Raw genomic sequence first — 22,155 nt, 5'->3', positions numbered from 1 at the left:
TCGCATGCCACGACGACCGGCTCGCAGGAAGGGCTTCTGCCGGGTTCCTGTGGTACCGAGCCGCGATGCGAGGCGAGCAGCCGACCCCCCCCGACGCGAGCGCCCCGCCGCGGGCGCCGGAGACCGCGCCGGCGGCGCCCACCGGCGGCGCGGAGGACGGCGCGTCGCTGGCCGACCGGATCGGGATGATCGTCGGAGGGCAGCTCGTCAGCACCCTGATCAACCTCGTGCAGGGCGTCGTCGTGGTGCGGCTGCTCGGCAAGTCGCAGTACGGCGTGCTCGCGTTCGTGACGGTGCTGTTCACGACGGGGCGCGATCTCGCGCAGCTCTATGTCCCGGAGTCGCTCCTCTACTTCACGCCCAAGGTGACCCGCCCCGAGCTCAAGGGGCTCGTGCGGCAGAGCATGCTCCTCCTGCTCGGCCTCGGGACGCTCACGGCGCTCGTCTTCGCCGCGTTCGCCTTCCTCCCCGGCGTCTTCCTCGGCGGCCGGGAGGGGATCACGGCTCCCCTGCTGCTCATCGGCCTGACGAGCGTCTTCGGCTTTCCTGCGAGCGTCTTCGGCCCGCTCTTCATCGCCACGAACAACCACCGCAAGTCGGCGGGCGTCGCGCTGGTGGTCACCGTGGCGGGCGCCGCGGGCGCGCTCGTCCCCGCCGCGCTCGGGTGCTCCATCGCGTGGATCCTGGCCGCCCAGTGCGCGGCGCAGGCCCTGAGGCTCTGGCTGTCGTACCGGCTCTACGCGCGGCTGTTCCACGACGTCCCCACCGCGTCCTTCCCGGGGGGCGCGAGGGCGCAGCTCGCGTACGCGCTCCCGCTCTCGGTGACCCGCTTCGCCGGCCTCTTCAACCAGAAGCTCGACAAGTTCGTCGTCGGCCTCTTCTTCAGCGCGGGCCTGTTCGCCGAGTTCGCTGTCGGGTCGCAGGAGCTGCCGCTCGTCAGCGTCCTCGCCTACTCCGTCACGTCGACGATGCTCCCCGACCTCGTCGCGCGCGTCGAGGGCGGGCGGACCCGCGCGGAGGGAGCGAGGGCGGCGATCGACCTCTGGCACTCGGGCATCCGCAAGACGACGCTGATCATGCTCCCCGTCGCGGCGTTCCTCCTGCTCTTCGCCGAGCCGCTCATGCGCACGATCTACGGCGACGAGTACGCAGGCGCGGCCGTCCCGTTCCGCATCTACTCCGCGCTCATGCCGCTGCGCGTGACCGCGTATGGCATCATGCTGATGGCGTTCGGCCAGACCGCGATCATCCTGCGGATCCAGGTGCTGGCCATGGTGTTCAACACCGCGGCGAGCCTGGCCCTCCTGCCCACGATCGGCATGATCGGCGCGCCGCTCTCGGCCGTCCTGACGCAGGCGATCATGATCGTCCTGATGGTGGCCCGCATCGCGCGCTTCTCGGGCGTCGGCCTGCGCGGCGTCTTCCCGTGGGGTCATTACGGGCGCGTCGCGGCCAGCGCCGTCGTCGCCGCGGCGCCGCTCACCGGGCTGCTGGCCTCGGGCGCGATCGACGAGCGCCCCGGGGTCTGCCTCGCGCTCGGCGCCCCGCTGTACACGGGGCTCTACCTGGCCGCGGCGTGGCTCACCGGCGTGCTCGCCCCCGAGGACCGGGCGTTCGTCGCGCGCTGGCTCCGCCTGGAGCCGCTGCGAAGCCGCCATGGTTGAGTCGCCCGATCGACCCGCGCCCGCCCGCTCGAACCACAGCCGCCCACCGTCGCTGTCTCGGGCGGCAAGACAGCGGACGCCGACGCGAATTCCGCGCAAGCTGCTTGAAAGGGCGGGCAATCTGGAAAGATTGGCAGTCTCCCGGACGCCTCTCTCATGGTTCCCGCCTTCGTGTGGATTTCGCGCCGATCGATGCTCTAGGCTTACTCGCCGGCCTCATCGGCGCCTTGTGCGATGGAGACGACCATGAGCGAAGACCAGGAAGTAGGATTCCTCCTCCAGGTCATCTCGGGCCCCCTGGCCGGACAGACCGCGCGCATTCCAGGCGACCGTCCGCTGCTCGTCGGCCGCGCGCCGGAATCGGATCTCTCGATCGCGGGCGACGGCGAGCTCTCCGCCCTGCATTTCTCGGTGGAGCAGATCGACGGCAGCTACCTGCTGCGCGATCTGGGCAGCCGCAACGGGACGCAGGTCAACCGCGAGCGCGCGCGCGAGGTGTCGCTGCGGGACGGCGACGAGATCCGCGCGGGGGCGACCCTGTTCGCGGTGGTGCGCCGCGATCCGAGCGGCGCGAACGGTAGATGCACGCCGACACGGCCTGCGCCGCCGTCGCGGAGGACGCGGCGGGCCGCGCCCGCCGCCACGGGCGCGCCGTACGCCGCGTCGGCGCGGGCGCGGCTCCGGCAGGAGCGCTCGCCGCTCTTCGCGGTGCTCGACGCCGCGCGCGACCCGCGCATCCGGCTGCTCCTCGTCGAGGCGGGCGAGCAGACCGCCTCGCTCTACGCCGGCTTCCAGGGCGAGCTCCTCGCGGACGTCGGGCCCACGCTGGTGCATCTCCCGCGCGAGTCCCCCCTGCTCGACGCGCTGATCGACAGCGGCTGGGGCGACGCCTGGGGCGTGTTCCTGACGAGCAACCGCGCGTTCGGCGACGTGCGGAAGCACCTCCGCCGATTCCTCCTGGTCGAGAGCGGGACGGGCAAGCAGCAGTATTTCCGCTTCTACGACCCGCGCGTGCTCCGCGGCTTCCTGCCCACGTGCGGCCCGCGGAAGATCGAGGCGCTGTTCGAGGAGATCGATGCCTTCGCGATGGAGGCCGAGGATCCGGGCAAGCTCCTGCGCTTCACCGCGCAGGGCAGCAAGGCGCTCCGCGAGGAGTCGGCGCTCGAGCGCGCGGGCTGAGGTCAGGCCCGGCGGCCGAGGCGCCGCGCCAGGGGCGCGGGGCCCGGCAGCTCAGCGCGGCAGCGCGCCGGCCCCGCCCGGGTCCGCCGGCGGCAGGTCCCAGGCGATCACGCGCAGGAGCTCCGCCACGCTGAACGCCTGGGCGAAGCAGCCGCCGGGGTGGTGCGGCGGCTCCCCGGACGCGACCTCGGGCACCTGGTTGAGCGCGATCTCGTTCGAGGCCGCGGAGGCCACGAGCCGGTGGAGCAGCGGGATCACGTGCTCGCCGAGCGCGGAGTAGCGCTTCGCGGCGCGCGCGTAGAACCCGAGCAAGAACGGCCACACCGTGCCCTGGTGGTAGGCGCTGTCGCGCGCGTCCGGGCCCCCATGGTACCGGGGCACGTAGGCCGGATCGGTCGGCGAGAGCGATCGCACGCCGGCGGGGGTGACGAGCTCCAGGCGCGCCCGCTCGAGCAGCGCCGAGGCCCGCTCCGACGTGAAGCACGCGGGATCCACGGCGACGGCGATCACGGCGTTCGCGCGGACTGTCGCGTCGCGGAACGCGCCTTCCCCCGCCGCGTGCTCCGAGATCACGTCGTAGGGATAATGGGTCTCCTCGCACCAGAAGCGGGCGGCGAAGGCCTGGCGCGCCGCGGCGGCGGCCGCCTCCGCGCGCCCGGCGAGGGGCTCGTCGCCGGCGGCGCGCGCGAGGCGCGCGAGCGTCTCCGAGCCCTTCGCCCACAGCGCCGTGAGCTCGACCGGGCAGCCGGCGCGCGGGGTGACCGCGCGGCCCCCGACGCGCGCGTCCATCCACGTGAGCCCGTCGATCGCGCCCTCGCCGCTGCGGCCCGCGGCGAAGAGGCCGTCGGCCGTGATGTGGATCCCGTTCCTGGTCCCGCGCAGGGCGGCCTCGAAGGCGTCGCGCAGCGCGCCGAGGAGCTCGCCCGCGACGAACGGGTGCGTGTCGCCGACGGCGTCGGCGAGCAGCCGGGCCGCCTCGAACAGCCACAGGGTCGCGTCCGCCGTGTGGAACTCGGCGGGCTCGCCCGCGTCGGGGAGCCGGTTTGGCACGAGGCCGTCCTGCATCGCGTCGATCATCGCGCGGAGGACGCGGATGGCCCCCTCGGTCTTGCGCGGCACGAGGTAGAGGCCGGGCAGCGCGATGAGCGCGTCGCGGCCCCACACCTCGAACCACGGGTAGCCCGCGATCACGCCGGGCCGCGCGGCCGCGTCCGCGCGGAACGTCTCGGCCGCGATGGTGAGCCGCCGCTCCAGGAGCGGCCGCCGGGGCCCCGGATCCTCGGCGCGGATCGCCGCGCTCGCGGCCGCGAGCAGGTTCTCCGGCTCGTCCTCGGGCAGCGCGCCCACCGCCACGAGCAGGTGGACGGGCTCGGCGCCGATCATCGTCTCGAAGTGGCCGGGCGTCCAGAGGTCCTCGAGGAAGTCGAGCCCCCGATCCTGCTCGCCGAGGTACTCGAACCGGCGCCACCAGTCCTGCGAGCCGACGAACGTGCCCTGGTAGCGGAAGCAGATCCGCGGCAGCGCGCGGTTCGGCTGCACCCGGACCTCGCCGATCGCGGGCCGGTCCCGCCCCGCGCCGGGCTCTCCGCGCGCCGCGCCGGCGCGCAGCTCGACCTTCTGGGAGATGCCGCCGTTCTCGCGGAGGAGCTGGTGCATGTGGCGCGCCGCGAGGAGCGGGCGCAGCGTCAGCATCACCTGGTCCGCCCCGCTCCAGGCGTAGCGCAGGACGGCCGCGTTCTCGCCGCGCACGAGGCCGAGCGTCACTTCCATCTCGCCGCCCGGCAGGGCGTACGCCCAGCGCGGGAGCGGATCCTGATCGAAGCGCTCCAGGTAGAACGAGCTCGCCTCCGGGTCGATGCCCGGGAACTGGTGCTTGGCGAGATCCCACCGCGGCCACGACGCCCGGCGGTCGGTCGGCGAGCTCTGGGGCCGGAGGGGGCGGACGCTGGCGTCGACGTGCGAGAGCATGACGTGCCGGCGCCGCGGCGGGTCCAGGGCCGCGACGAGCAGGCCGTGGTAGCGGCGCGTGTGCATGCATGCGATCGTCGAGCTCGCGTAGGCGCCCGCCCCGTTCGTGTGCAGCCACTCCTTGCGCGCGATGGCGAGCTGGCCGCGCACCTCCACGTGCGGCCACGGCGAGGCGTGCTCCAGCGCGGCGCCCTGGGCGCGCGAGGCCGCTGGCGGGGACGAGATCGGGTCGTGAGCCGGAGCGCTCCTCCGGGATCCGTCAGAGCTCATCGACCGCCGGTGGCCTTCCTGAGCGAGTCCTCGGCGGCGGCGCGCATCGCGTCGACAGGGGCCGGCAGGCCGGTCCAGAGCGTGAACGACTGCGCCGCCTGGCCGACCAGCATCCCGAGCCCGTCGGACGCGCGGAGCCCCCGCTCGCGCGCGATCCGGAGGAAGGGGGTGACCGGCGGGTTGTAGACGACGTCGTAGAGGCACACGTCCCGCGAGAGCGAGTCCCACGGGATGATGCTCGTGACCTCCTCGCCTGGCGGCCCGCCGAGCATGCCGGCGCTCGTGGCCTGGATGATCAGGTCGGCCGCGACGGCGAACTCGCTCCAGTTGAGCCGCAGCGCCACCGAGGACTTGCTGCTGATCGACCTCTCGGTCGGGATCGGCCACGGCGCGGTGAGCGCGCCGAGCTCGGACGCGCGCTGCCCCGCCGGCGACTCCAGCATCGCCTCGGTGCTGGTCCACGACCGGGTGGTCACGCTGATGAGGTGGTAGCCGAGCATCTTGCAGGCCTCGATCGCCGCGAACGCAGCGCCGCCGGCCCCGATGATGACCGCGCGCTGCCGCGGGCTCGTGAGCGCGCCGTGCCGCCCGGCCGGATCGTCCCCGCCGGGCGGGGCGGATCCGAGGAGCTGCGCGAGCTCGTCGCGGAGCGCGAGCACGTCGGTGTTGTGCGCTGTCACGCGCCGCGACTCCGTCGCGCAGAGGACGTTGGCGACGCCGACCTCGGCCGCGCTCGAGTCGATGTCGTCGACCATCGACATGATCGCGCGCTTGTGCGGGATCGTGACGTTCGCGCCCGCGATGAGGCCGCTCCGGATGTCGCTGACGAAGCGCGCGAGCTCCGCGCCGGTGGGCACGTCGAACGCGCTGTAGATGTGGGGCAGCTGGTGCGCCCGAAACGCGGCCGAGTGCATCGCCGGCGAGACCGAGTGGCCCACCGGGTGCCCGACCAGACCGAACATTCGCCGCTCAGGGTTCGACATGATGCCTTTCTTCCGGGCCGGCCTCTGCTCCGCCTTGCCCCGCCGAGACCTGCCCGGGGGCGCCCGCGCGACCGAAGGTCGGGGCGCGCTCCTCGGCCACGAAGCCGAGGCCGAGCTGCTCGCACGCGGGCGCGCCGGGCTGCGACCTGCCGCGCCTCGACGCGCGGCCGGCCCCGGGGGCGCGCGTCCCCCCGTTCTGGCGCGCGGGCGCGGCGGCGGCCGCTGGCGCGGCGGCGGCCTCCGCGGCCGCGCTGGGCTCGACGAGCGGCTCGCCCGGCCCCGCGGTGGCCACGACGCGCGCGAGCAGCGCGCCGTGGTGCACGCGGACCGCGATCGCGTCGCCCGGCGCCACCTCGCGGTGATCGCGGACCGCGCGGCCCGACGCGTCCGTCGCGATGGCGTAGCCGCGCGCGAGCACGCGCAGCGGCGACATCGCCTCGAGCCGGGCGACGTCCCTCGCGAAGCCCTCCCGCAGGAGGGCGACGTGGCGGTGAGCGGCCGCGGCGAGGCGCACCGACAGCGGCCTGAGCGCCCCGCGGGCGCCGGCGAGCACCGCGCGCGGGTGGCGCGCGGCGAGCCGCCGCTCGAGGCGCTGCAGCCCGGCGCGGTCCTCGACGAGGATCCGCTCCATGCGGCGCCGGAGCCGCGCCACCGCGTCGTCGATCCGCTGCTGCGGCTCCGCCAGGATCTGCGCGGGCGAGCCGAGCCGGGCGCGCTGCCGGTCGACGTCGGCCCGCGCGGCCCTGAGCCGGTGGGCCATCGCGCGGCGCATGCGCGCCTCGAGGTGCTCCAGCGCCGCGCGCCGCGCGACCGCGTCCGCGACGAGCATCTCCGCGGCCTGCGAGGGCGTGGCGGCGCGCGCGTCGGCGGCGAGGTCGGTCAGCGCGACGTCGATCTCGTGGCCGACGGCGCTCACGATCGGCACGCGCGCGGCCGCGACCTTCCGGACGACGATCTCCTCGTTGAACGCGCTGAGGTCGTCGGCCGAGCCGCCCCCGCGCCCCACGATGATCACCTCGATGCCCGGGAACTCCTCGAGCAGCGCGATCGCGCGCACGATCCGCTGCCCCGCGCCCGCGCCCTGCACCGGCGTGCGCGCGAGGATCAGCCGGGCGCCGCCGCGGCGGAACGCGACGGTCACGATGTCGTGGATCGCCGCGCCGTCGCCGCTCGTGACGACGCCGATGATCTGCGGATCGACCGGCAGCCTGCGCTTGCGCTCCGGCGCGAAGAGCCCCTCGGCGGCGAGCTTCTCCTTGAGGCGGAAGAGCGCCTCGAGCAGCGCGCCGCGCCCGGCGAGGCGCGCGTCGTCCGCGCAGAACTGGAGCCGGCCGCGCGGCACGTAGACGGTGGCGCGGCCCGTGAGCACCACGCGCGCGCCGTCGGCGAGCAGCTTGCGCGCGCGCGGCGCCGCGGTCCGGTACATCACGCAGTCGATCGCCGCCTCCTCGCTCTCGTCCTTGAGCGTGAAGTACGCGTGACCGCTGCCCACGACGCGCAGGCCCGAGATCTCGCCCTCGACGCGCACGTCCGCGGTCGACCCCTCGAGGATCCGCTTCAGCCGGCGATCCAGCTCCGCGACCGAGACCACCTCCGGCTCGGCGCCCTTCGGGCGGCGCGAGGGGGGCGGGCTCGCGAGCTCGCGCGGCTCGGCGGCGGGGATGGCCGCGAACGAGAGCTCGGGCGGTAGTTCGCGGCGCTGCACAGGGCAGACCTACCCTTTTGCTCGGCCTGGGGAAAGACTCTCCGGCCTGATCCCGTGTCAGGGAAGCCCGCGGTCCGGCCCGCTGCGAGGCGCGGCGCGAGGCCGCTCCGCGACGGGGCATTCGCGCAGGCGCTTTCGTGTGATAGGGCCGGCTCGTGATCCGCAAGGTCCTCATCGCCAACCGCGGCGAGATCGCCGTCCGAATCCTCCGGTCGCTGCATGAGGCCGGCATCCAGGGCGTCGCCGTCTACAGCGATGTGGACCGCGGCAGCCTCCATGTCCGCCTCGCGGACGAGTCGTACCCCATCGGCCCCGCACCTGCGGCCGAGAGCTACCTCCGCATCGATCGCATCCTCGACGTCGCCCGGCGCTCCGGGGCCGACGCCATCCACCCCGGATACGGGTTCCTGTCGGAAAATCGTGAGTTCGCGGAAGCGTGCGAGCGGGCTGGCATCACCTTCATCGGCCCGCCCGCGAGCGCGATGGCCGCGATGGGGTCGAAGCCGGCGGCGCGCGCCAAGATGGCCGCGGCCGGGGTGCCCATCGTCCCCGGCGGCGACGCCGCGACCGCCGCGGAGGCGCAGGTGCTGGCCGAGCGGCTCGGCTACCCGGTGATGCTCAAGGCGGCGTTCGGCGGCGGCGGCAAGGGCATGCGGCTCGTGCACCGCCCGGAGGACCTGCCCGCGGCCTACGAGCGGGCGCAGAGCGAGGCCGGCCGCGCGTTCGGCGACGCCACGGTCTACCTCGAGAAGGCGATCCTCCGGCCGCGCCACGTCGAGATCCAGGTGCTCGGCGATCGCGAGGGCAACCTCGTGCACCTCTTCGAGCGCGACTGCTCGATCCAGCGGCGCCACCAGAAGGTCGTCGAGGAGTCCCCCTGCCCTGCGGCGAGCCCCGAGCTCGTGCAGCGCATGGGCGAGGTCGCCGTGCGCGGCGCGCTCGCTGTCGGCTACCACTCGGCGGGCACGTTCGAGTTCCTCCTCGCCGAGGACGGTTCCTTTTACTTCCTCGAGATGAACACGCGGCTCCAGGTGGAGCACCCCATCACCGAGTGGACGACCGGTATCGACCTCGTCGCCGAGATGGTGAAGATCGCCGGCGGCGAGCCGCTCTCCCTGAGTCAGCAGCAGATCGCGCGGCGCGGCGCGTCGATCGAGTGTCGCATCTACGCGGAGGACCCGAGCTCCGGCTTCCTGCCGAGCCCCGGCACGCTGACGACGCTGCGCCCGCCGGCCGGCCCCTGGGTGCGGGACGACAGCGGCTTCTACGAGGGCTCCACGGTCCCGAGCCACTACGACCCGCTGATCTCGAAGCTCTCCGTGTGGGCCCCGGATCGGCGCGGCGCCATCGCGCGCATGCGGCGCGCCCTGGCCGAGTACGCCGTCGCGGGCATCCGGACGAACCTCTCGTTTCACGAGAACCTCCTCGCGCACCCCGAGTTCCAGGCCGGCCGCTACGACACGGGCTTCATCGCCGAGCACACGGCGGAGCTCTGCGGCCCCACCGCGGTCCCTCCCGACGAGGAGGCCTCGCTCGCCGCCGCCCTCGCCATCGCGGCCGCGCAGATCGATCGGCGGCCGGCCCTGTCCAGCGCCCCCGCGCCGGGCGCCCCGCGGCTGTCGCCCTGGGTCCTCCGCCACAGGGCCTTCAGGTGAACCACAGGGCCTTCAGGTGAGCCCTTTCGGGTACCCCGCTGTCGCTCCTCGCGGCCTCGGGGTGCCCCTTGCGCCCACCCCCCGCGGAGGGCGCGCGGGCGAGCTCTGATGTGCCTCTGACGTGCACAGCGCGAGACGAAGGGCGAGCGAACGCGCGACACGCCGCAGCACGCGGCGACGCGCGATGCCTTCCGAGGAGCCCGAAAAGAAAACCGACAGCGCGCACCTACGCAACGCGTCGCCCAAAGTCTCCTCTCGCTCTGGTCTCGCTCGATGCTATCCTACCCCGAACTTTTCGGCTGGGGTGGAGGTGCGATGGGACGCGAGGCGAAGGGCCAGAAGGACCCTCTTGAGGCCGTCGCCACGCTCCCACCGCTCGAGGCCCGCGCGCACGAGCCTCCGCCCGCGACGGGGTGGCCGGCCGCGCAGCGCGCCGACGAGCCGGCGAGCGACGCAGCCGCAGCGTCGTCCCCGGATTCCCTGTCTTCCCCGGTGGCGCGATGGTTCGACGCGACCCCGCCCGACGCGGCGCCGGCGGGGGTCGCGCGCCCGCGGCGGATCTGGTCGATCCCGCTCCTCGTGGCCGCGCTCGTGCTGGTCGCGACCGCGCGCAGCGTGACGGTCCGCGCGCTCCTGCCGCTCGCCCTCGTCGCGGCGGCGGTGGCGCTCCTCGCGCGGGGGCGGCGGCGCCTCCTGCCCCCCGCGCAGGCGACCCGGCGCGGGCTGAGCCTCGACGGCGACCAGCTCGCCCTCCAGGGTAAGGGCGGCGCAGCGCAGCACGTTCTGCTCGCGACGCGCGAGCGGTTCGGCGTGACGCTCCTCGCGACCCCGCGCCGCGATCGCATCGTCGCCCTGCTCAGCTCCGGCGCCGGGATGTCCTCGGTCGGCGCCAGCTTCGACGGTCCGTCGCGACGCACCTTCGCCCCGCTGCTCGACCGCGCGTCCGTCGTGGGCTCCGACGACGTCGGGCTCGAGGCGATCGGCCCGGACGGCGAGCCGATCTCGCTCGGCCCCGCGGCGCTCGCCGCGCTCCTCGACGAGCTCACGGCGCGCTCGCCCGGGTGCCTCGATCGCTTCCTCGCGACCGACGCGCGCGGCGCGACGCTCAGCCTCGACAGCCTGGAGCTCCGCGCCGGCGGCCGCGTCTTCGACCTGACAGCGCCGCTCGAGTGGCGCGCGTTCGTGTTCCAGGAGGCGCTCGGCCAGGCGCTCGCTGTCTACCAGGGCACCTGGGTGCGGCAGGGGACGAACGAGATCGTCCTCGTCTGCCTGCTCCCGGCGATGACGCCGGCGCACGACGCGCCGAACGCGTCCCTCGGCCCGCTGGATCGCGGCGCGCTCCGCGACCTCCGGCTGATGCAGGGCTCGCCGGAGAGCCCGCCGCCCGCGGATCAGCGCGTGGCGATCGATCGCCTCCTGATGGTCCCGATCCGATCCGCGCTGGACAAGGCGCCCCGCCCTGCCGCGCAGGCGCCGCGCGCGCGCGCATGAAGCACGACGACGCGCGCGCCAGGGTTGCCCTGACGGAACGACTCGGGCGAGCTTTGACATCGGGCTTCGCTTGACGCGCGCGTTCGGGCGCGGGTAAACCGCGCCCGGTACTCGGTCGATTCAAGTCACCACGTCCCACACGAGATCCGGAGGCGATCCATGGCCGTCGATATCCAGAAACTGTTCAACGAGGAGCTCCCCGCTGCCCTGGCGAAGAATTCGGACACGGCCAAGCAGATCGGCGGGAAGTATCAGATCAACGTGACGGGCGACGGCGGCGGCGAGTGGCTGATCGACCTGGCGAGCGCCACGCCCAGCATCGCCCCCGGCAACCCCGGCAGCGCGGACGTCACGATCGCGCTGACCGCCGAGGACTTCCAGAAGCTGCACGAGAACCCGCAGGCGAACTCGATGCAGCTCTTCTTCGCGGGCAAGCTCAAGGTCACGGGCAACCAGATGCTCGCGATGAAGCTCCCGAAGCTCTTCCAGCTCAACGCGGGCTGATCCAGGCGACGGCGGCTCGCCGGGCGCCGCGGCGCGCCGCGGCGGGCTGCCGCCGGGGCGCGGCTGCCCCCCGAGGCCCGGCCGGGCGCCGGGACGTGCGGCACGACGGACATCACCGCCGTCTCTTTTCCTCCCCACCGCAGCTCGCGCAGGACAAAGAGGTCGCCATGCGCCCGCTCACCGACACGCGCGTCCTCGATCTCTCGAGGCTCCTGCCGGGGCCGTTCGCGACCCTCGTCCTCGCGGATCTCGGCGCGACCGTCGACAAGATCGAGGACCTCGCCGGCGGCGACCTCCTGCGCCGCATCTCCCCGCAGATCGCGGGCGAATCGGCGGCGTTCCAGCTCCTGAACCGGGGCAAGCGCAGCGCCCTGCTCGATCTGAAGAAGCCCGAGGGGCGCGACGCCTTCCGCCGGCTCGCCGCGACGTACGACGTGCTCGTCGATCAGTTCCGCCCGGGGGTGCTCGATCGGCTCGGGCTCGGCCACGAGGCGCTGCGCGCGGACAACCCGCGGCTCATCGTCTGTGCGCTGACCGGCTACGGCCAGACCGGCGCCCTGGCCGAGCGCGCGGGGCACGATCTGAACTACGTCGCGCGCGCCGGGGTGCTCGGCGCGCAGGGGCCCGCGGAGGGCCCGCCGCAGGTGCCCGGCTCCCAGGTCGCCGACGTGAGCGGCGGCCTGTGGTGCGCCGTCGCCGTCCTCGCCGCGCTGCGGGAGCGCGAGCGCACGGGTCGGGGCGCGGTGCTCGACATCGCCATGACCGACGGCGCGCTCGGCTTCGCCCTCCCGTCGCTCGCCGCGGCGCTCGCGGGCGGCGCTCGCGCGCGCGAGGGGAAGGACGACGACGACGGTGGGCGCGCGCGCGCCGCGGGCGACGAGCTGCTCACCGGCGGCATCGCGCCGTACAACACCTACCTCTCGAAGGACGGACACGCGATGGCGCTCGCCGCGCTCGAGCCGAAGTTCTGGGCCTCGTTCTGCGAGGGGGTCGGCCTCGATCCGGACCTCGGCGCGCTGCTCCCCGGGCCGCATCAGATCGAGCTCAAGCGCAAGCTCGCCGCCGTCTTCCGGGGGAGGACGCGCGCCGAATGGGAGGGGTTCTCCGCCGAGCGCGACTGTTGCCTCGAGCCGGTCCTCGACCCGCGAGGCGCCGCGGCCGATCCCCACCTCGCGTCGCGCGAGCTCCTGTTCGAGATCGCCTCGCCGCGCGGCCCGATCCCGCAGATCAGGACGCCCGTCACGCCGCGGGGGGTCGCGTTCGCGCCGGCGCCCGGCGCCGGAGAGCACACGCGCGCCGTGCTCCGCGATGCGGGCTTCTCGGACGCCGACATCGACGCGCTGATCCGCGCCGGCGCGGCGCGCGAGGCGCGCTGACCGCCGGCGCTCGGCCTCGCGTCGCTCGCGTCAGATCTTCTTCAGCTCGTCCACGAACTCCCAGTCGGCGATCAGGTGCTTCTTGAGCAGCAGCGACAGGAGCGCCGCGAACATCGCCTCCCAGCGCACGTTGTTCCCGAGGATCTCGCTCGCGTCGGCGCCGTGCGAGACGGCGCGGAGCGCGGAGACCAGGTCGCGCGCGGTGAGCCCCGGGTCGTCCGCGGCCGGCGGCGGCGGCGGATCGGACTGGGCTGCGGCCCGGGGGGTGGGCGCGGCCTGGCGCTGCGGCTTGCTCCCGCGCGCGGGGAGCGTGATCGTCGTGCCGTCGAGGAGCGTGAGCGAGACCATCCGGCGCCGGCCGCGGCCTTGCGGCGCGGGGATGTTGCGCACCTCGCGCTCGCTCGGAGGCTCGTCGCCGTAGTCCGGCGCGGGCGCGGGCGCGGGCTCGGGCTCGGGCTCGGGACGGCTCTCCGGGACGCTGCGCGCCGTGGCGCTCGTGCGCCCGAGCACGGCGCCGAGGAGCGCCGCGGCCGGCGTGCTCGGCGCGGGCGCCATCTCCATGCTCGGCGCGGTCTCGCTGGCGGGCGCCACGGGCCCCGGCGCGGTGCTCGGCCGCAGCGTCTTCCGGCGCTCCGACGGCGTGGCCGGCGCGGACTGCGTGGCCGGAGCGGACTGCGTCGTCGGCGCGGACTGCGTGGCCGGAGCGGACTGCGTCGTCGGCGCGGATTGCGTGGCCGGAGCGGCCTGCGCCGCCTGCGCGGATTGCGCCGCCTGCGCGGCGGCGAGCAGCTCGGGCGACGGCGCCACCTTCAGCGTCGGCCGCGAGCGCTCGTCGGGGCGCCCGCGGATCTGCCGCTCCTCCGGGCGAGCGTGGACCTCCCGCTCCACAGGCCGCTGCGCGGGCCGCGGCGCCTCCCATCCCATCTCGTCGTCGAGGGCGCCCACGTCGTCGGCGTCGACCTCCGAGGTCTCGATCGCAGGCAGCGCGTCCTCGACGAGCCGGGCCCCGGAGCGGAGCGCGGGCCTCGTCAGCAGCAGGGGCTCGGGCGTCGACGCGACCTCCTCCGAGTGCCTCGCGGTCTCCGGCGCCCTGGCGAGCTCCGAGGACGGCGGCGGATCGACAGGCCGCGCCCGCGACTGCGGCTCGCTCGCCTGCGCGCGCTGCGCGGGCGCGGGCGGCGGCGCCGAGCGCGCCCGCGCCCCGTAGTAGACCCGGATCGCGTTACGGATGTCGCTCGGCGGAGCGATCATCGCGCGCACGGGCAGCCCGGAGAACGCCATGCACTCCTTCATGCCGTCCTCGTTCGTCGGATCGTCCATGGCGACGTAGAGCGTCTCGCCCTGGTTGCGGACGTGGCGCACGTAGATCGGCACGAGGCAGTACCGCTCGGCCACGTCGTGCGGCACGAGGTTGAGCAGCTGCCGCGAGAACTCGATGTGGAGCAGCGACACCCAGGGAACGGCGAGCTGGTGCGACAGGATCTGCGTCAGCTGGGTCTCGTTGATGAGACCTTGCTCGACGAGGAGCGTCCCGAGCCGCCGCCCGTCCGTGCGCTGCATGTCCAGGGTGCTCTCGAGGGCCTCCTGGGTGATCATCCGCGCGTCGACCAGGAGCTGACCGAGACGTAGGCGAGGCGTAACCATCGCGCCCGAGGTTACCCCAAGTGGGATCCAGGACCTAACAGACGGCTGGACGAGCCCCCCCGCCCCCCTCCCGGCCGCGCCCCGGGGGCCGGCGCCGACCTCGACTCCAATCGCTATCCCGAACGTGGTAAGGTCCCGCGCGTGTCCACAGTGGTCTGCCCGCAATGCGCGAATCCGTGCGAGCAGGCGCACAAATTCTGCCCGGTGTGCGGCTTCCCGATCTCGGAGTTCAACCGGACGTCCGACGACCCGCTGATCGGCACCACGCTCCCGGGCAACTACGTGATCCTGGAGCTCGTCGGGGTGGGCGGCATGGGGCGCGTGTACCGGGCCGAGCAGAAGGCCCTGGGGCGCACGGTCGCCGTCAAGATCATCCACCCGCACCTGCTCGGCGACGAGAGCGCGTCGGTCCGGTTCATCACCGAGGCGCGCGCCGCGAGCCGCCTCAACCACCCGAACTCCGTCGGGGTCATCGACTTCGGCAAGAACGGCGGGCAGCTCTACCTGGTCATGGAGTTCCTGCGCGGGCGCGACCTCGCCCGCGTCGTCTACGAGGACGGCCCGCTCCCCTTCCGCCGCATCGTCGACATCCTCTGCCAGGTGCTCGCGGCGCTCTTCGAGGCGCACCACCTCGGCATCATCCACCGCGATCTCAAGCCCGAGAACATCGTGCTCGAGCCGATGCGCTCGGGCGGCGACTTCGTGAAGGTCGTCGACTTCGGCCTCGCGAAGATGAAGGCAGAGGTCTCGACGACCAACATCACGAGCCCGGGCATCGTCTGCGGGACCCCGGACTACATGGCCCCGGAGCAGGGGCGCGGCGATCCGATCGACGCGCGGAGCGACCTCTACGCGTGCGGCGTCATCCTGTTCCAGCTCCTCACCGGCCGGCTCCCCTTCGAGGCCGAGTCGCCGACGCAGGTCGTGCTGATGCACCTCTCCCTGCCGCCGCCGGATCCGGCGCTCGTCGCGCCCGAGCGCGACATCCCCGAGCCGCTCGTCGAGGTCACGCTGCGCGCGCTCGAGAAAGAGGCCTCGCGGCGCTACCAGTCCGCGGACGAGTTCTCGGCCGCGCTCCGGTCGGCGGTCGGCACGTTCGACACGCCCTCGGGCCGCTTCTCGTTCGCCGAGGCGACGGTCATCTGCGGCGCATGCCGCGCCATCGTGCCGCGCGGCCAGAAGTTCTGCGGCGAGTGCGGCGCCCGGATCGCGCAGCCGCACTCGCCCGCACCGGCGCCGCGCGCCGCGCACGGCGCCGCGCCCCCCACCGCCCGGCGCGATCGCGCGCCCTCGGCGCCCCCGCTCCCGCTGCCGTTCGCGGCGCGGGAGGACGACCTCGCGTGGCTCGACGGCTGCCTCGCCGACGTCGAGGGCTCGGTCGTCGCCGCGCGCATCGTGGGCGAGCACGGCGTCGGCAAGACGCGGCTCCTCCGCGAGTTCCTCGACGTCGCCGCGAGCCGGGGCGACGTCGTGATCCAGACCGGCCCGGATCCGTGGGGCGCCGAGGTCGGCTACTACGCGCTCCGCTGGGCGATCGCCGGGCTCGCCGAGCTCCCGCCCGACGGCGGCAACGCGTCGGACTGGAGCGGCGCGACGCCCGAGGCGCGGCGCGGCCTGCTCGAGATCTTCGGCAAGGGCGACCGCGGCAGCGACATGCGCAGGCACGCCTGGAACAAGCCGTCCGCCGGGGGCCTGTCGCCCGACGACCGGCGCTTCATCGCCGCGGAGGCGCTGCGCTGGGCGCTCTCGCGCGCGCAGCAGGCCGCCTTCCCGCACCGCGTCCTGCTCGCGGTCGACGATCTGCACGCCGTCGACGGCGCGAGCCGGAACGCGTTCGCCGACGTGATCGCGGAGCCGCCGCTCGCGGCGCTGCTCATCGTCGCCAGCCACACGCCGGGCTTCGATCCCGAGTGGGGCGGGGCCGTGCGCACGCTCGGCGGCCTGCCGAAGGACACCGCGCTCTCGCTCCTCCGGAGCAGCGTGAGCCTGGATCACCGCGGCGCCCGCAAGACGCCGCCGAGCGCGGGCGGGGCGCGCCTGTCGCCGCGGCGCGACGCCGCGGACGGCGCGACCGATCCGGCCGCCCTGGGCCTCCCGCCGAGCGCGGCGAGCCCGTCCGGTCCGGGCGGCGAGGCGGCGACGGTGCCGCCGCTCTACATCGACCAGCTCGTCCGCTATACGCTCGAGGGCGGCAGCGACCCACCCGCGCGGATGGCCGACCTCGTCGCCGCGCGCATCGAGCGGCTGCCGCAGGACGCGCGCCGCACGCTGCAGGCGCTCGCGGTCATCGGCGACGCGGCCGACCGGCCCACGCTGCAGCGCCTGCTCCCGGACATCCGCGCCTTCGACGACCTGCTCGGCAAGCTCGTCGCGGCGGGCATGATCGAGGAGCGCGCGAGCGGCATCCGCACGACGCACCCGCTCCTGCGCGACGTGACGCTCGCGACGATCCCGGCCGGCGTCCGGCGCGACCTGCACGCCAAGGCGACGTTCGACAGCGCGGGCGACCCGCTCGCGTTGCCGATCGAGGTGCAGGCGATCCACGCCTACCACGCGCAGAACGCGTTCGTCGCGCTGATGCTGCTCGAGCAGGCGGCGGATCGCGCCGCCGCGCGCGGGGACAACGCCGGCAGCGTGCTCGCGCTGCGCCGCGGCCTCGACCTGGCGCGGCGGGAGATCTTCCGCGGCGAGCTCGACGACCCGGTGCGCGCGGTCCTGATCTTCAGCCGCAAGCTCGGCGAGGCGCTCGCGCGCGCGGGCGACCTGACCGACGCCGACGGCGTGCTGCGCGAGGCGCTCGACCTCGCCGGCCCCGGCGGCCCCGATCGCGCGCTCGTCCTGGGCGCGCTCGCGCACGTGGCGCACCAGCGCGAGCGCACGAGCGAGGCGTCGATGTACCTGCGGGAGGCGATGGACCTCGCGCGGCAGAGCGCCGACAGCGACGTTGTGCAGTCGCTCGACAAGATGCGGCGCGAGTGGATGTCGCGCTGAGCGGGGCACCGTGAACGGCGAGGAACGAGCGCAAGGGCCCCGATCTCCGGCGAACGCAGCGGCGGCGGCCGAGCGCGCGCCGTTCATCGCGCGGTGGGACCTCGACAAGACCTACCTGCGCACGGACTTCGACACGCTGCGCGATCTCGTGCGGACCGCGATCGAGCGGCCGGATCAGAAGCGCACGGTGCCCGGCGCGGCGTCGCTGCTGCGCGAGCTCGGCCGCGCCGGGGTCGAGACGCACATCCTCTCTGGCAGCCCGGAGCAGCTCCGCTCCCGCATCGAGCAGAAGCTGCGGCTCGACGGCGCGCGCTGGGCGTCGCTCACGCTGAAGCCCAACCTGCAGAACATCCTCCGGCTGCGCTTCCGCGCGCTGCGCGGCCAGCTCGGCTACAAGCTGCCGGCGCTGCTCCAGCGGCGCTGCGAGCTCCCGAGCCAGCGCGACCCGAGCGGCGCGCTGATCCGCGAGGTGCTCCTCGGCGACGACGCCGAGGCCGACGCGTTCGTCTATTCCCTGTACGCCGATATCTGCGAGGGGCGGGTCACCCCCCTGGAGCTCGGCGAGGTGATGCGGCTCGGGCACGCCTACGACGACACCATCCTCGATGCGACCCGGTTCGCGAGCTACGTGGAGAAGGGCCCCGTCGTCGAGCGGATCCTCATCCACCTCGACCGGCAGTCCTCCCCCTCGGACTTCCGGATCTTCGGGGACCGGGTGGTCCCCTTCTACAACTACCTGCAGGCGGCGTTCGTGCTGCACGAGGACGGCCGCATCGGCGCGCACGCCGTGCTCCGCGTCGCCCAGGATCTGGTCGTGGCCCACAACTTCGACAGCGCCGCGCTCGCGCGGAGCTACGTCGACCTGTCGCGCCGCGGGCACGTCTCGGGCAGGGGCATCGCGTCGCTCGAGGCTGCCTACGGCGAGCTCGCGCAGCGCAGGGCCGCGGGCGCGAGCGACCTCGGCGCGATGATCACGGAGCTCACGCGGCTCTGCGGCGACCTGCGCCCCGCGGTGAGCCGGCCGCACGCGGCGATCGACTACCGCGCGCTCGCCGTCGGCCACAACCGCCGCTCGAAGCGCCGCCGCTGACGCGCCCCGCCCTCGCTCGACCCGATCCGCGCGCCTACAGCCAGGCGTTGTTGAGGATCTCGCCGACGCCGCCGGCGCCCGGCACGATGTACTGGATGTTGTTCAGGCCCCGCTCCTCGTCCCAGTGCGTGCCCGGCTCGGTCTTGAGGACGCGCGCCGGCGAGAGGCCGCGATCGAGGCGCAGCGCGTAGATGATGGTGTCCGGGTGGGCGTCGGTGACGCGGCGGAGGTACTCGGGCGTGACGATGAGGTGCATGGTGATGCACTTGGCCGGCCGCCCCTCGAGCGCGGTCTTGTAGTAGGAGAGGGCGCTGACCATGGATGAGCCCGTGGCGCCCATCGGATCGGGGAAGAGCACGTGACGGCCCTCCACGTCGCGGCCGATCTTGGCGTCGTGCCATGTCGCGCCGACGACCTCGCCCTGCTCGTTCGTCTGCCGGCTCATGAACAGGTGATCTTGCCGGACCAGCGCGGGGTCGAGGACCTCGTTCAGGAGCTCGTAGACGACCTGCGAGGGCATCGTCCCGGCGCGCGCGATGCCCACCGTGACCACCTTGGTGGCGCGCGAGAGCGCGGTGCCGCGGTAGACCGCCTCCGGGTGGGACGAGATCATCCGGGTCGGGACGTCCACGCGCGCGCGCCCCAGCTCGGCGGCGAAGACCGCGCGCGCCAGGATCTGGTAGAGAACGCCGACGAGGCGCCCGACGTCGGGCTGACCCGTCTCCGGAGAGCAGGCTCGAGCCAGCAGCGTCCATGCGAGTGGGTCATCGAGGAGGTGCACGCTCGGCCCGTACCGGTGGGCGATTTCGGGGGGCCGGAATCGACTCTCAGCGTACGCAACGTCGACCATCGTTTTTCTGTTACACTACCTGGCCCGGCGCGGGGTATTCCTCCGGGTGCGCGCCGGTGCCTCTCCCCGGGGAGCGAAGCGGTTTTCGAAGCGATGAGGGCGCCCGCCCCAGCGGGTCGGCCGGTGGACTTGCAAAGGAAGGGATGTTCGGTGGATAGCGACCTTGCCGAGTCGGTTGCGGCGCTCAAGGATGCCTTTGCCCGAAGAGGCATCCCTGCGAGGTTCGGAAAGGCGGCTCCAGCGGTGGTGGAAGAGCTGCGCAGGACGCTGCGGGTGCCCGCCAGGTACCGTGCTTTCCTGCAGGAGGCAGACCCGCTCGACGTCGAGACGGTGACGCCGGTCGAGCGCGTACGCCTCATCCCTTCGGAGAAGCTCGTGGCCGAACAGCAGGCGAGCGGGGGCGAGAGCTCCCTCGCGGGCTGGCGCAAGAGCTGGATCCTCATCGCGCGCAGCGCCCTGCTGGGAGACCCTTACTTCCTCGACATCTCGAAGCTCGACGCCGAGGGGGACTGTCCCGTGTTCACCTGCATGACCGGGACCGACTCGCTCAAGCCGGAGCTCTGCGCGTCGAGCTTCCAGCAGTTCCTGCGCATCCTCGCGACCTCGATGGAGGTCGCGTCCGGCTTCGGCGAGAGCGGCCTCGACGACGAGGACGAGGCGATCTTCCGCGAGGCGCTCGCGCCGAAGATCAAGACGATCGACTCCGCGGCCCTGCGCGCGGGCCACTGGACGTGACGGAGCGTCCACGGCGCGCCGCCCGCCGGGCGCGCCGTGGATCGAGCTGACCGTGCCATGGCCAGGTGCCCGGCTTGCAATGCAGAGAACCCGGGTTCCGCCCGGTTCTGCGTGTCGTGCGGCGCGTCGATGGCCGCGCCGGTCGGCCCGGCGCCCTCGGCGCCTCCTGCGCCCCGCGCGCAGGCGACCGTCCCGGGCCAGCCGCTGACCGAGGCGCTGCTGCCCGAGGATCCAGCGCACCGCGTCAACCAGCCGGCCTTCGGAGCCGGCGGCGCGAAGTTCCCGCCGGCCTTCGGGAGCGCCGTGCTCGCGCCGGCCTACGGAGATGGCGCGAGCGCGGCGGCGGCGCCGCACGTCGTGCCGGCGCCGCTGGCGGGCTCGCTCCCGCGGCGGGTTCCAGGGGGTCACCTGCCGGCGGGGACGCTCGTCGATCAGAAGTACGTCGTCGAGCGGGTGCTCGGCGAGGGCGGCATGGGGGTCGTCTACCTCGCGCGGGACGTCCACACGGGGCTGCACGTGGTCCTGAAGGCCGTGCGGCAGGAGCTCGGTCACCGGCCCGACGTGCGCGCGCGGACGCTCGCCGAGGGCCGCGCGCTGGCGCAGATCGATCATCCGAACGTCGTCCACCTGAAGGCCGTGGTCGCGGAGCGGGACGATCTCTGGCTCGTCATGCAGTACATCGACGGCGAGAGCCTGGAGCAGACGCTCGCCAGGTACGCCGAGGACCGCCGGCCGATGCCGCTTCCCGAGGCGCTCTCGATCTTCCGGCAGATCGCCGCCGGCATCGCGGCCGCGCACCGCGAGGGGGTGATCCACCGCGATCTCAAGCCTGCGAACGTCCTGATCCGCCGCAAGGACGGCGTCGCGAAGGTCACCGACTTCGGCATCGCCAAGGCCGAGGCCGACGCGCTCGCGGGGCGCGGGATGACCAAGGGGATCATCGGCTCGCTCTATTACATGTCGCCGGAGCAGGTCCTCGGGCGCCGCGACCTCGACAAGCGGGTGGACATCTACGCGCTCGGCGTCGTGCTCTACGAGATGCTGATCGGGCAGGTGCCGTTCGACGCCGAGAGCGACGTCGAGATCATGCGGCTCCACGCGGAGGTGCCGCTCCCCAGCGTGAGCGCGGTGCGGCGCGACGTCCCGCCGGAGCTCGACGCGTTCCTCCGGAAGGCGTGCGCCAAGGACAGGGCCGACCGCTTCTCGAGCTGTGAGGAGGTGCTCGCGGCGCTCGAGGCGATCGCGCGCCCGGCGCCGGCCGCGACCGTGGCGCCGCTCGGCGCGTCGAGCCGGCCGCCGCCGCCGGCGGCCACGACCATCGACGAGCTCCGCGACGCGGCCTCGGGCAGGCCCGCGCGGTCGCAGCGCGGCCGGGGGTCGTGGCTCGCGATCGGCGCCGGTGCCCTCGTGATGTTCGGCGGGGCGGCCGCGCTGCTCGGGCTGGGCGTGCTCGACAAGCCGCGCGACGGCCGCCGGAGGGGCGCCGCGCCGCCGCCGGCCCCGGTGGCCAGCGCGAGCGCCGCCGCCCCTGAGGCGAGCGCGACGCCGCCGGATCCGTCGCCGCTCGAGGGCCTCACCGGCCTGTGGGTCGGCAACGGGCGCGAGCTCGAGGCCGTCCTCGCCGGCGAGGCGCTCGAGTTCCGGGTCCGCCACCCCGAGCAGTTCGCGCCGCAGGACTACGTGGAGGGCGAGGCCCGCTTCTCGCTGCGCGAGATCCCCGGGGAGACCGGGGTGTTCGCCGTGGAGGACCGGCTCCGGTTCATCGCGCCCGAGGCGCGCCAGTTCGATCCGGCGCGCTCGCGCGGCACCTGCCAGGACGTCCGCAGCGCCGTGGAGGGCCGCCCCCTGCGCGCGAGCTTCGACGGGACGCGCCTGAGCGTCGAGTTCGCGAAGATCGAGCCGTCCGCGAGCAACTTCGTGATCGAGCGCAGCAAGGTCGTGAGCTGCGTCGGCCTCAGCGCCCTCCCCGCCACGCGCGTCGTGAGCACGCTGTCGAGGATGTGACGCGACACGCCGCTCCGGCGCGGCGGCCCCTCCGGCGCGCGCGTTC

15 protein-coding genes are annotated in these 22,155 nt (G+C 74.2%); 10 read left to right on the top strand and 5 right to left on the bottom strand.

Annotated elements, in window-relative coordinates:
* Positions 1 to 65: 65 nt before the first annotated feature.
* Positions 66 to 1,664 (top strand): lipopolysaccharide biosynthesis protein, encoded by a 1,599-nt coding sequence (locus WMF42_RS11760; RefSeq protein WP_437691941.1) that lies wholly within the window; start codon positions 66 to 68, stop codon positions 1,662 to 1,664.
* A gap of 246 nt (positions 1,665 to 1,910) precedes the next feature.
* Positions 1,911 to 2,843: a DUF4123 domain-containing protein gene (locus tag WMF42_RS11755; protein ID WP_434046912.1), complete on the top strand. Its 933-nt coding sequence runs from the start codon at positions 1,911 to 1,913 to the stop codon at positions 2,841 to 2,843.
* Positions 2,844 to 2,894: 51 nt separating this feature from the next.
* On the opposite strand, the gene WMF42_RS11750 is transcribed toward WMF42_RS11755, so the two are convergent.
* From WMF42_RS11750 to xseA, 3 genes are read right to left on the bottom strand one after another with little or no spacing between them, the layout of a single operon-like run.
* On the bottom strand, positions 2,895 to 5,081 hold the full coding sequence (locus WMF42_RS11750) for an amylo-alpha-1,6-glucosidase (RefSeq protein ID WP_061611949.1): 2,187 nt from the start codon (positions 5,079 to 5,081) through the stop codon (positions 2,895 to 2,897).
* A complete protein-coding gene (locus tag WMF42_RS11745; protein ID WP_061611950.1) occupies positions 5,078 to 6,064 on the bottom strand; it encodes a shikimate dehydrogenase family protein in 987 nt (328 codons plus the stop codon). Before WMF42_RS11745 ends, WMF42_RS11750 begins: the two co-directional genes overlap by 4 nt.
* Entirely contained in the window at positions 6,051 to 7,769 is a 1,719-nt protein-coding gene (gene xseA, locus WMF42_RS11740) for an exodeoxyribonuclease VII large subunit (RefSeq protein ID WP_437691940.1), read from the bottom strand. The genes WMF42_RS11745 and xseA overlap by 14 nt, the downstream gene beginning before the upstream one ends.
* Before the next feature lie 155 nt (positions 7,770 to 7,924).
* On the opposite strand from xseA, the gene WMF42_RS11735 reads away from it, so the two are divergent.
* The 4 genes from WMF42_RS11735 to WMF42_RS11720 all read left to right on the top strand — a co-directional run bounded on the left by WMF42_RS11735 (position 7,925) and on the right by WMF42_RS11720 (position 12,795).
* Positions 7,925 to 9,424 carry an acetyl-CoA carboxylase biotin carboxylase subunit gene (locus WMF42_RS11735; RefSeq protein ID WP_061611691.1) on the top strand — a complete coding sequence of 500 codons (1,500 nt, stop codon included), beginning with the start codon at positions 7,925 to 7,927 and terminating at the stop codon, positions 9,422 to 9,424.
* A 315-nt stretch (positions 9,425 to 9,739) separates the two neighbouring features.
* Entirely contained in the window at positions 9,740 to 10,915 is a 1,176-nt protein-coding gene (locus tag WMF42_RS11730) for a hypothetical protein (protein ID WP_061611692.1), read from the top strand.
* Positions 10,916 to 11,074: 159 nt separating this feature from the next.
* A complete protein-coding gene (locus tag WMF42_RS11725) occupies positions 11,075 to 11,419 on the top strand; it encodes an SCP2 sterol-binding domain-containing protein (RefSeq protein WP_061611693.1) in 345 nt (114 codons plus the stop codon).
* A 167-nt stretch (positions 11,420 to 11,586) separates the two neighbouring features.
* Entirely contained in the window at positions 11,587 to 12,795 is a 1,209-nt protein-coding gene (locus WMF42_RS11720) for a CaiB/BaiF CoA transferase family protein (RefSeq protein WP_061611694.1), read from the top strand.
* Positions 12,796 to 12,825: 30 nt separating this feature from the next.
* On the opposite strand, the gene WMF42_RS11715 is transcribed toward WMF42_RS11720, so the two are convergent.
* Positions 12,826 to 14,439, bottom strand: a complete 1,614-nt coding sequence (locus WMF42_RS11715; protein WP_061611695.1) for a hypothetical protein — start codon at positions 14,437 to 14,439, stop codon at positions 12,826 to 12,828.
* Positions 14,440 to 14,580: 141 nt separating this feature from the next.
* Between WMF42_RS11715 and WMF42_RS11710 the strand changes: the two genes are divergently transcribed.
* A complete protein-coding gene (locus tag WMF42_RS11710; RefSeq protein WP_155798875.1) occupies positions 14,581 to 17,430 on the top strand; it encodes a protein kinase domain-containing protein in 2,850 nt (949 codons plus the stop codon).
* Positions 17,431 to 17,440: 10 nt separating this feature from the next.
* On the top strand, positions 17,441 to 18,520 hold the full coding sequence (locus WMF42_RS11705) for a hypothetical protein (RefSeq protein ID WP_061611697.1): 1,080 nt from the start codon (positions 17,441 to 17,443) through the stop codon (positions 18,518 to 18,520).
* A 34-nt stretch (positions 18,521 to 18,554) separates the two neighbouring features.
* Here the strand turns inward: WMF42_RS11705 and WMF42_RS11700 are convergent, their stop codons facing one another.
* Complete coding sequence (locus WMF42_RS11700; RefSeq protein ID WP_061611698.1) at positions 18,555 to 19,370, bottom strand: uracil phosphoribosyltransferase; 816 nt, start codon at positions 19,368 to 19,370, stop codon at positions 18,555 to 18,557.
* 243 nt (positions 19,371 to 19,613) lie between these two features.
* Between WMF42_RS11700 and WMF42_RS11695 the strand changes: the two genes are divergently transcribed.
* Positions 19,614 to 20,105: an SMI1/KNR4 family protein gene (locus WMF42_RS11695; RefSeq protein WP_061611699.1), complete on the top strand. Its 492-nt coding sequence runs from the start codon at positions 19,614 to 19,616 to the stop codon at positions 20,103 to 20,105.
* A gap of 57 nt (positions 20,106 to 20,162) precedes the next feature.
* Positions 20,163 to 22,109, top strand: a complete 1,947-nt coding sequence (locus tag WMF42_RS11690; protein WP_437691939.1) for a serine/threonine-protein kinase — start codon at positions 20,163 to 20,165, stop codon at positions 22,107 to 22,109.
* Positions 22,110 to 22,155: the final 46 nt, after the last annotated feature.

The sequence above is a fragment of the Sorangium sp. So ce176 genome (genome assembly GCF_051519835.1).
Lineage (GTDB): Bacteria > Myxococcota_A > Polyangia > Polyangiales > Polyangiaceae > Sorangium > Sorangium cellulosum_G.
The sequence above is the reverse complement of the archived record's forward strand: the minus strand, read 5'-3'. Positions and strand labels throughout refer to the sequence as shown.

Excerpts from the sequence above, each read along its gene's own strand:
- WMF42_RS11760 (WP_437691941.1), top strand. The coding sequence starts at position 66 with ATGCGAGGCGAGCAGCCGACCCCCCCCGACGCGAGCGCCCCGCCGCGG.
- WMF42_RS11755 (WP_434046912.1), top strand. The coding sequence starts at position 1,911 with ATGAGCGAAGACCAGGAAGTAGGATTCCTCCTCCAGGTCATCTCGGGC.
- WMF42_RS11750 (WP_061611949.1), bottom strand. The coding sequence starts at position 5,081 with ATGAGCTCTGACGGATCCCGGAGGAGCGCTCCGGCTCACGACCCGATC.
- WMF42_RS11745 (WP_061611950.1), bottom strand. The coding sequence starts at position 6,064 with ATGTCGAACCCTGAGCGGCGAATGTTCGGTCTGGTCGGGCACCCGGTG.
- WMF42_RS11730 (WP_061611692.1), top strand. The coding sequence starts at position 9,740 with ATGGGACGCGAGGCGAAGGGCCAGAAGGACCCTCTTGAGGCCGTCGCC.
- WMF42_RS11725 (WP_061611693.1), top strand. The coding sequence starts at position 11,075 with ATGGCCGTCGATATCCAGAAACTGTTCAACGAGGAGCTCCCCGCTGCC.
- WMF42_RS11720 (WP_061611694.1), top strand. The coding sequence starts at position 11,587 with ATGCGCCCGCTCACCGACACGCGCGTCCTCGATCTCTCGAGGCTCCTG.
- WMF42_RS11715 (WP_061611695.1), bottom strand. The coding sequence starts at position 14,439 with ATGGTTACGCCTCGCCTACGTCTCGGTCAGCTCCTGGTCGACGCGCGG.
- WMF42_RS11700 (WP_061611698.1), bottom strand. The coding sequence starts at position 19,370 with ATGGTCGACGTTGCGTACGCTGAGAGTCGATTCCGGCCCCCCGAAATC.
- WMF42_RS11690 (WP_437691939.1), top strand. The coding sequence starts at position 20,163 with ATGGCCAGGTGCCCGGCTTGCAATGCAGAGAACCCGGGTTCCGCCCGG.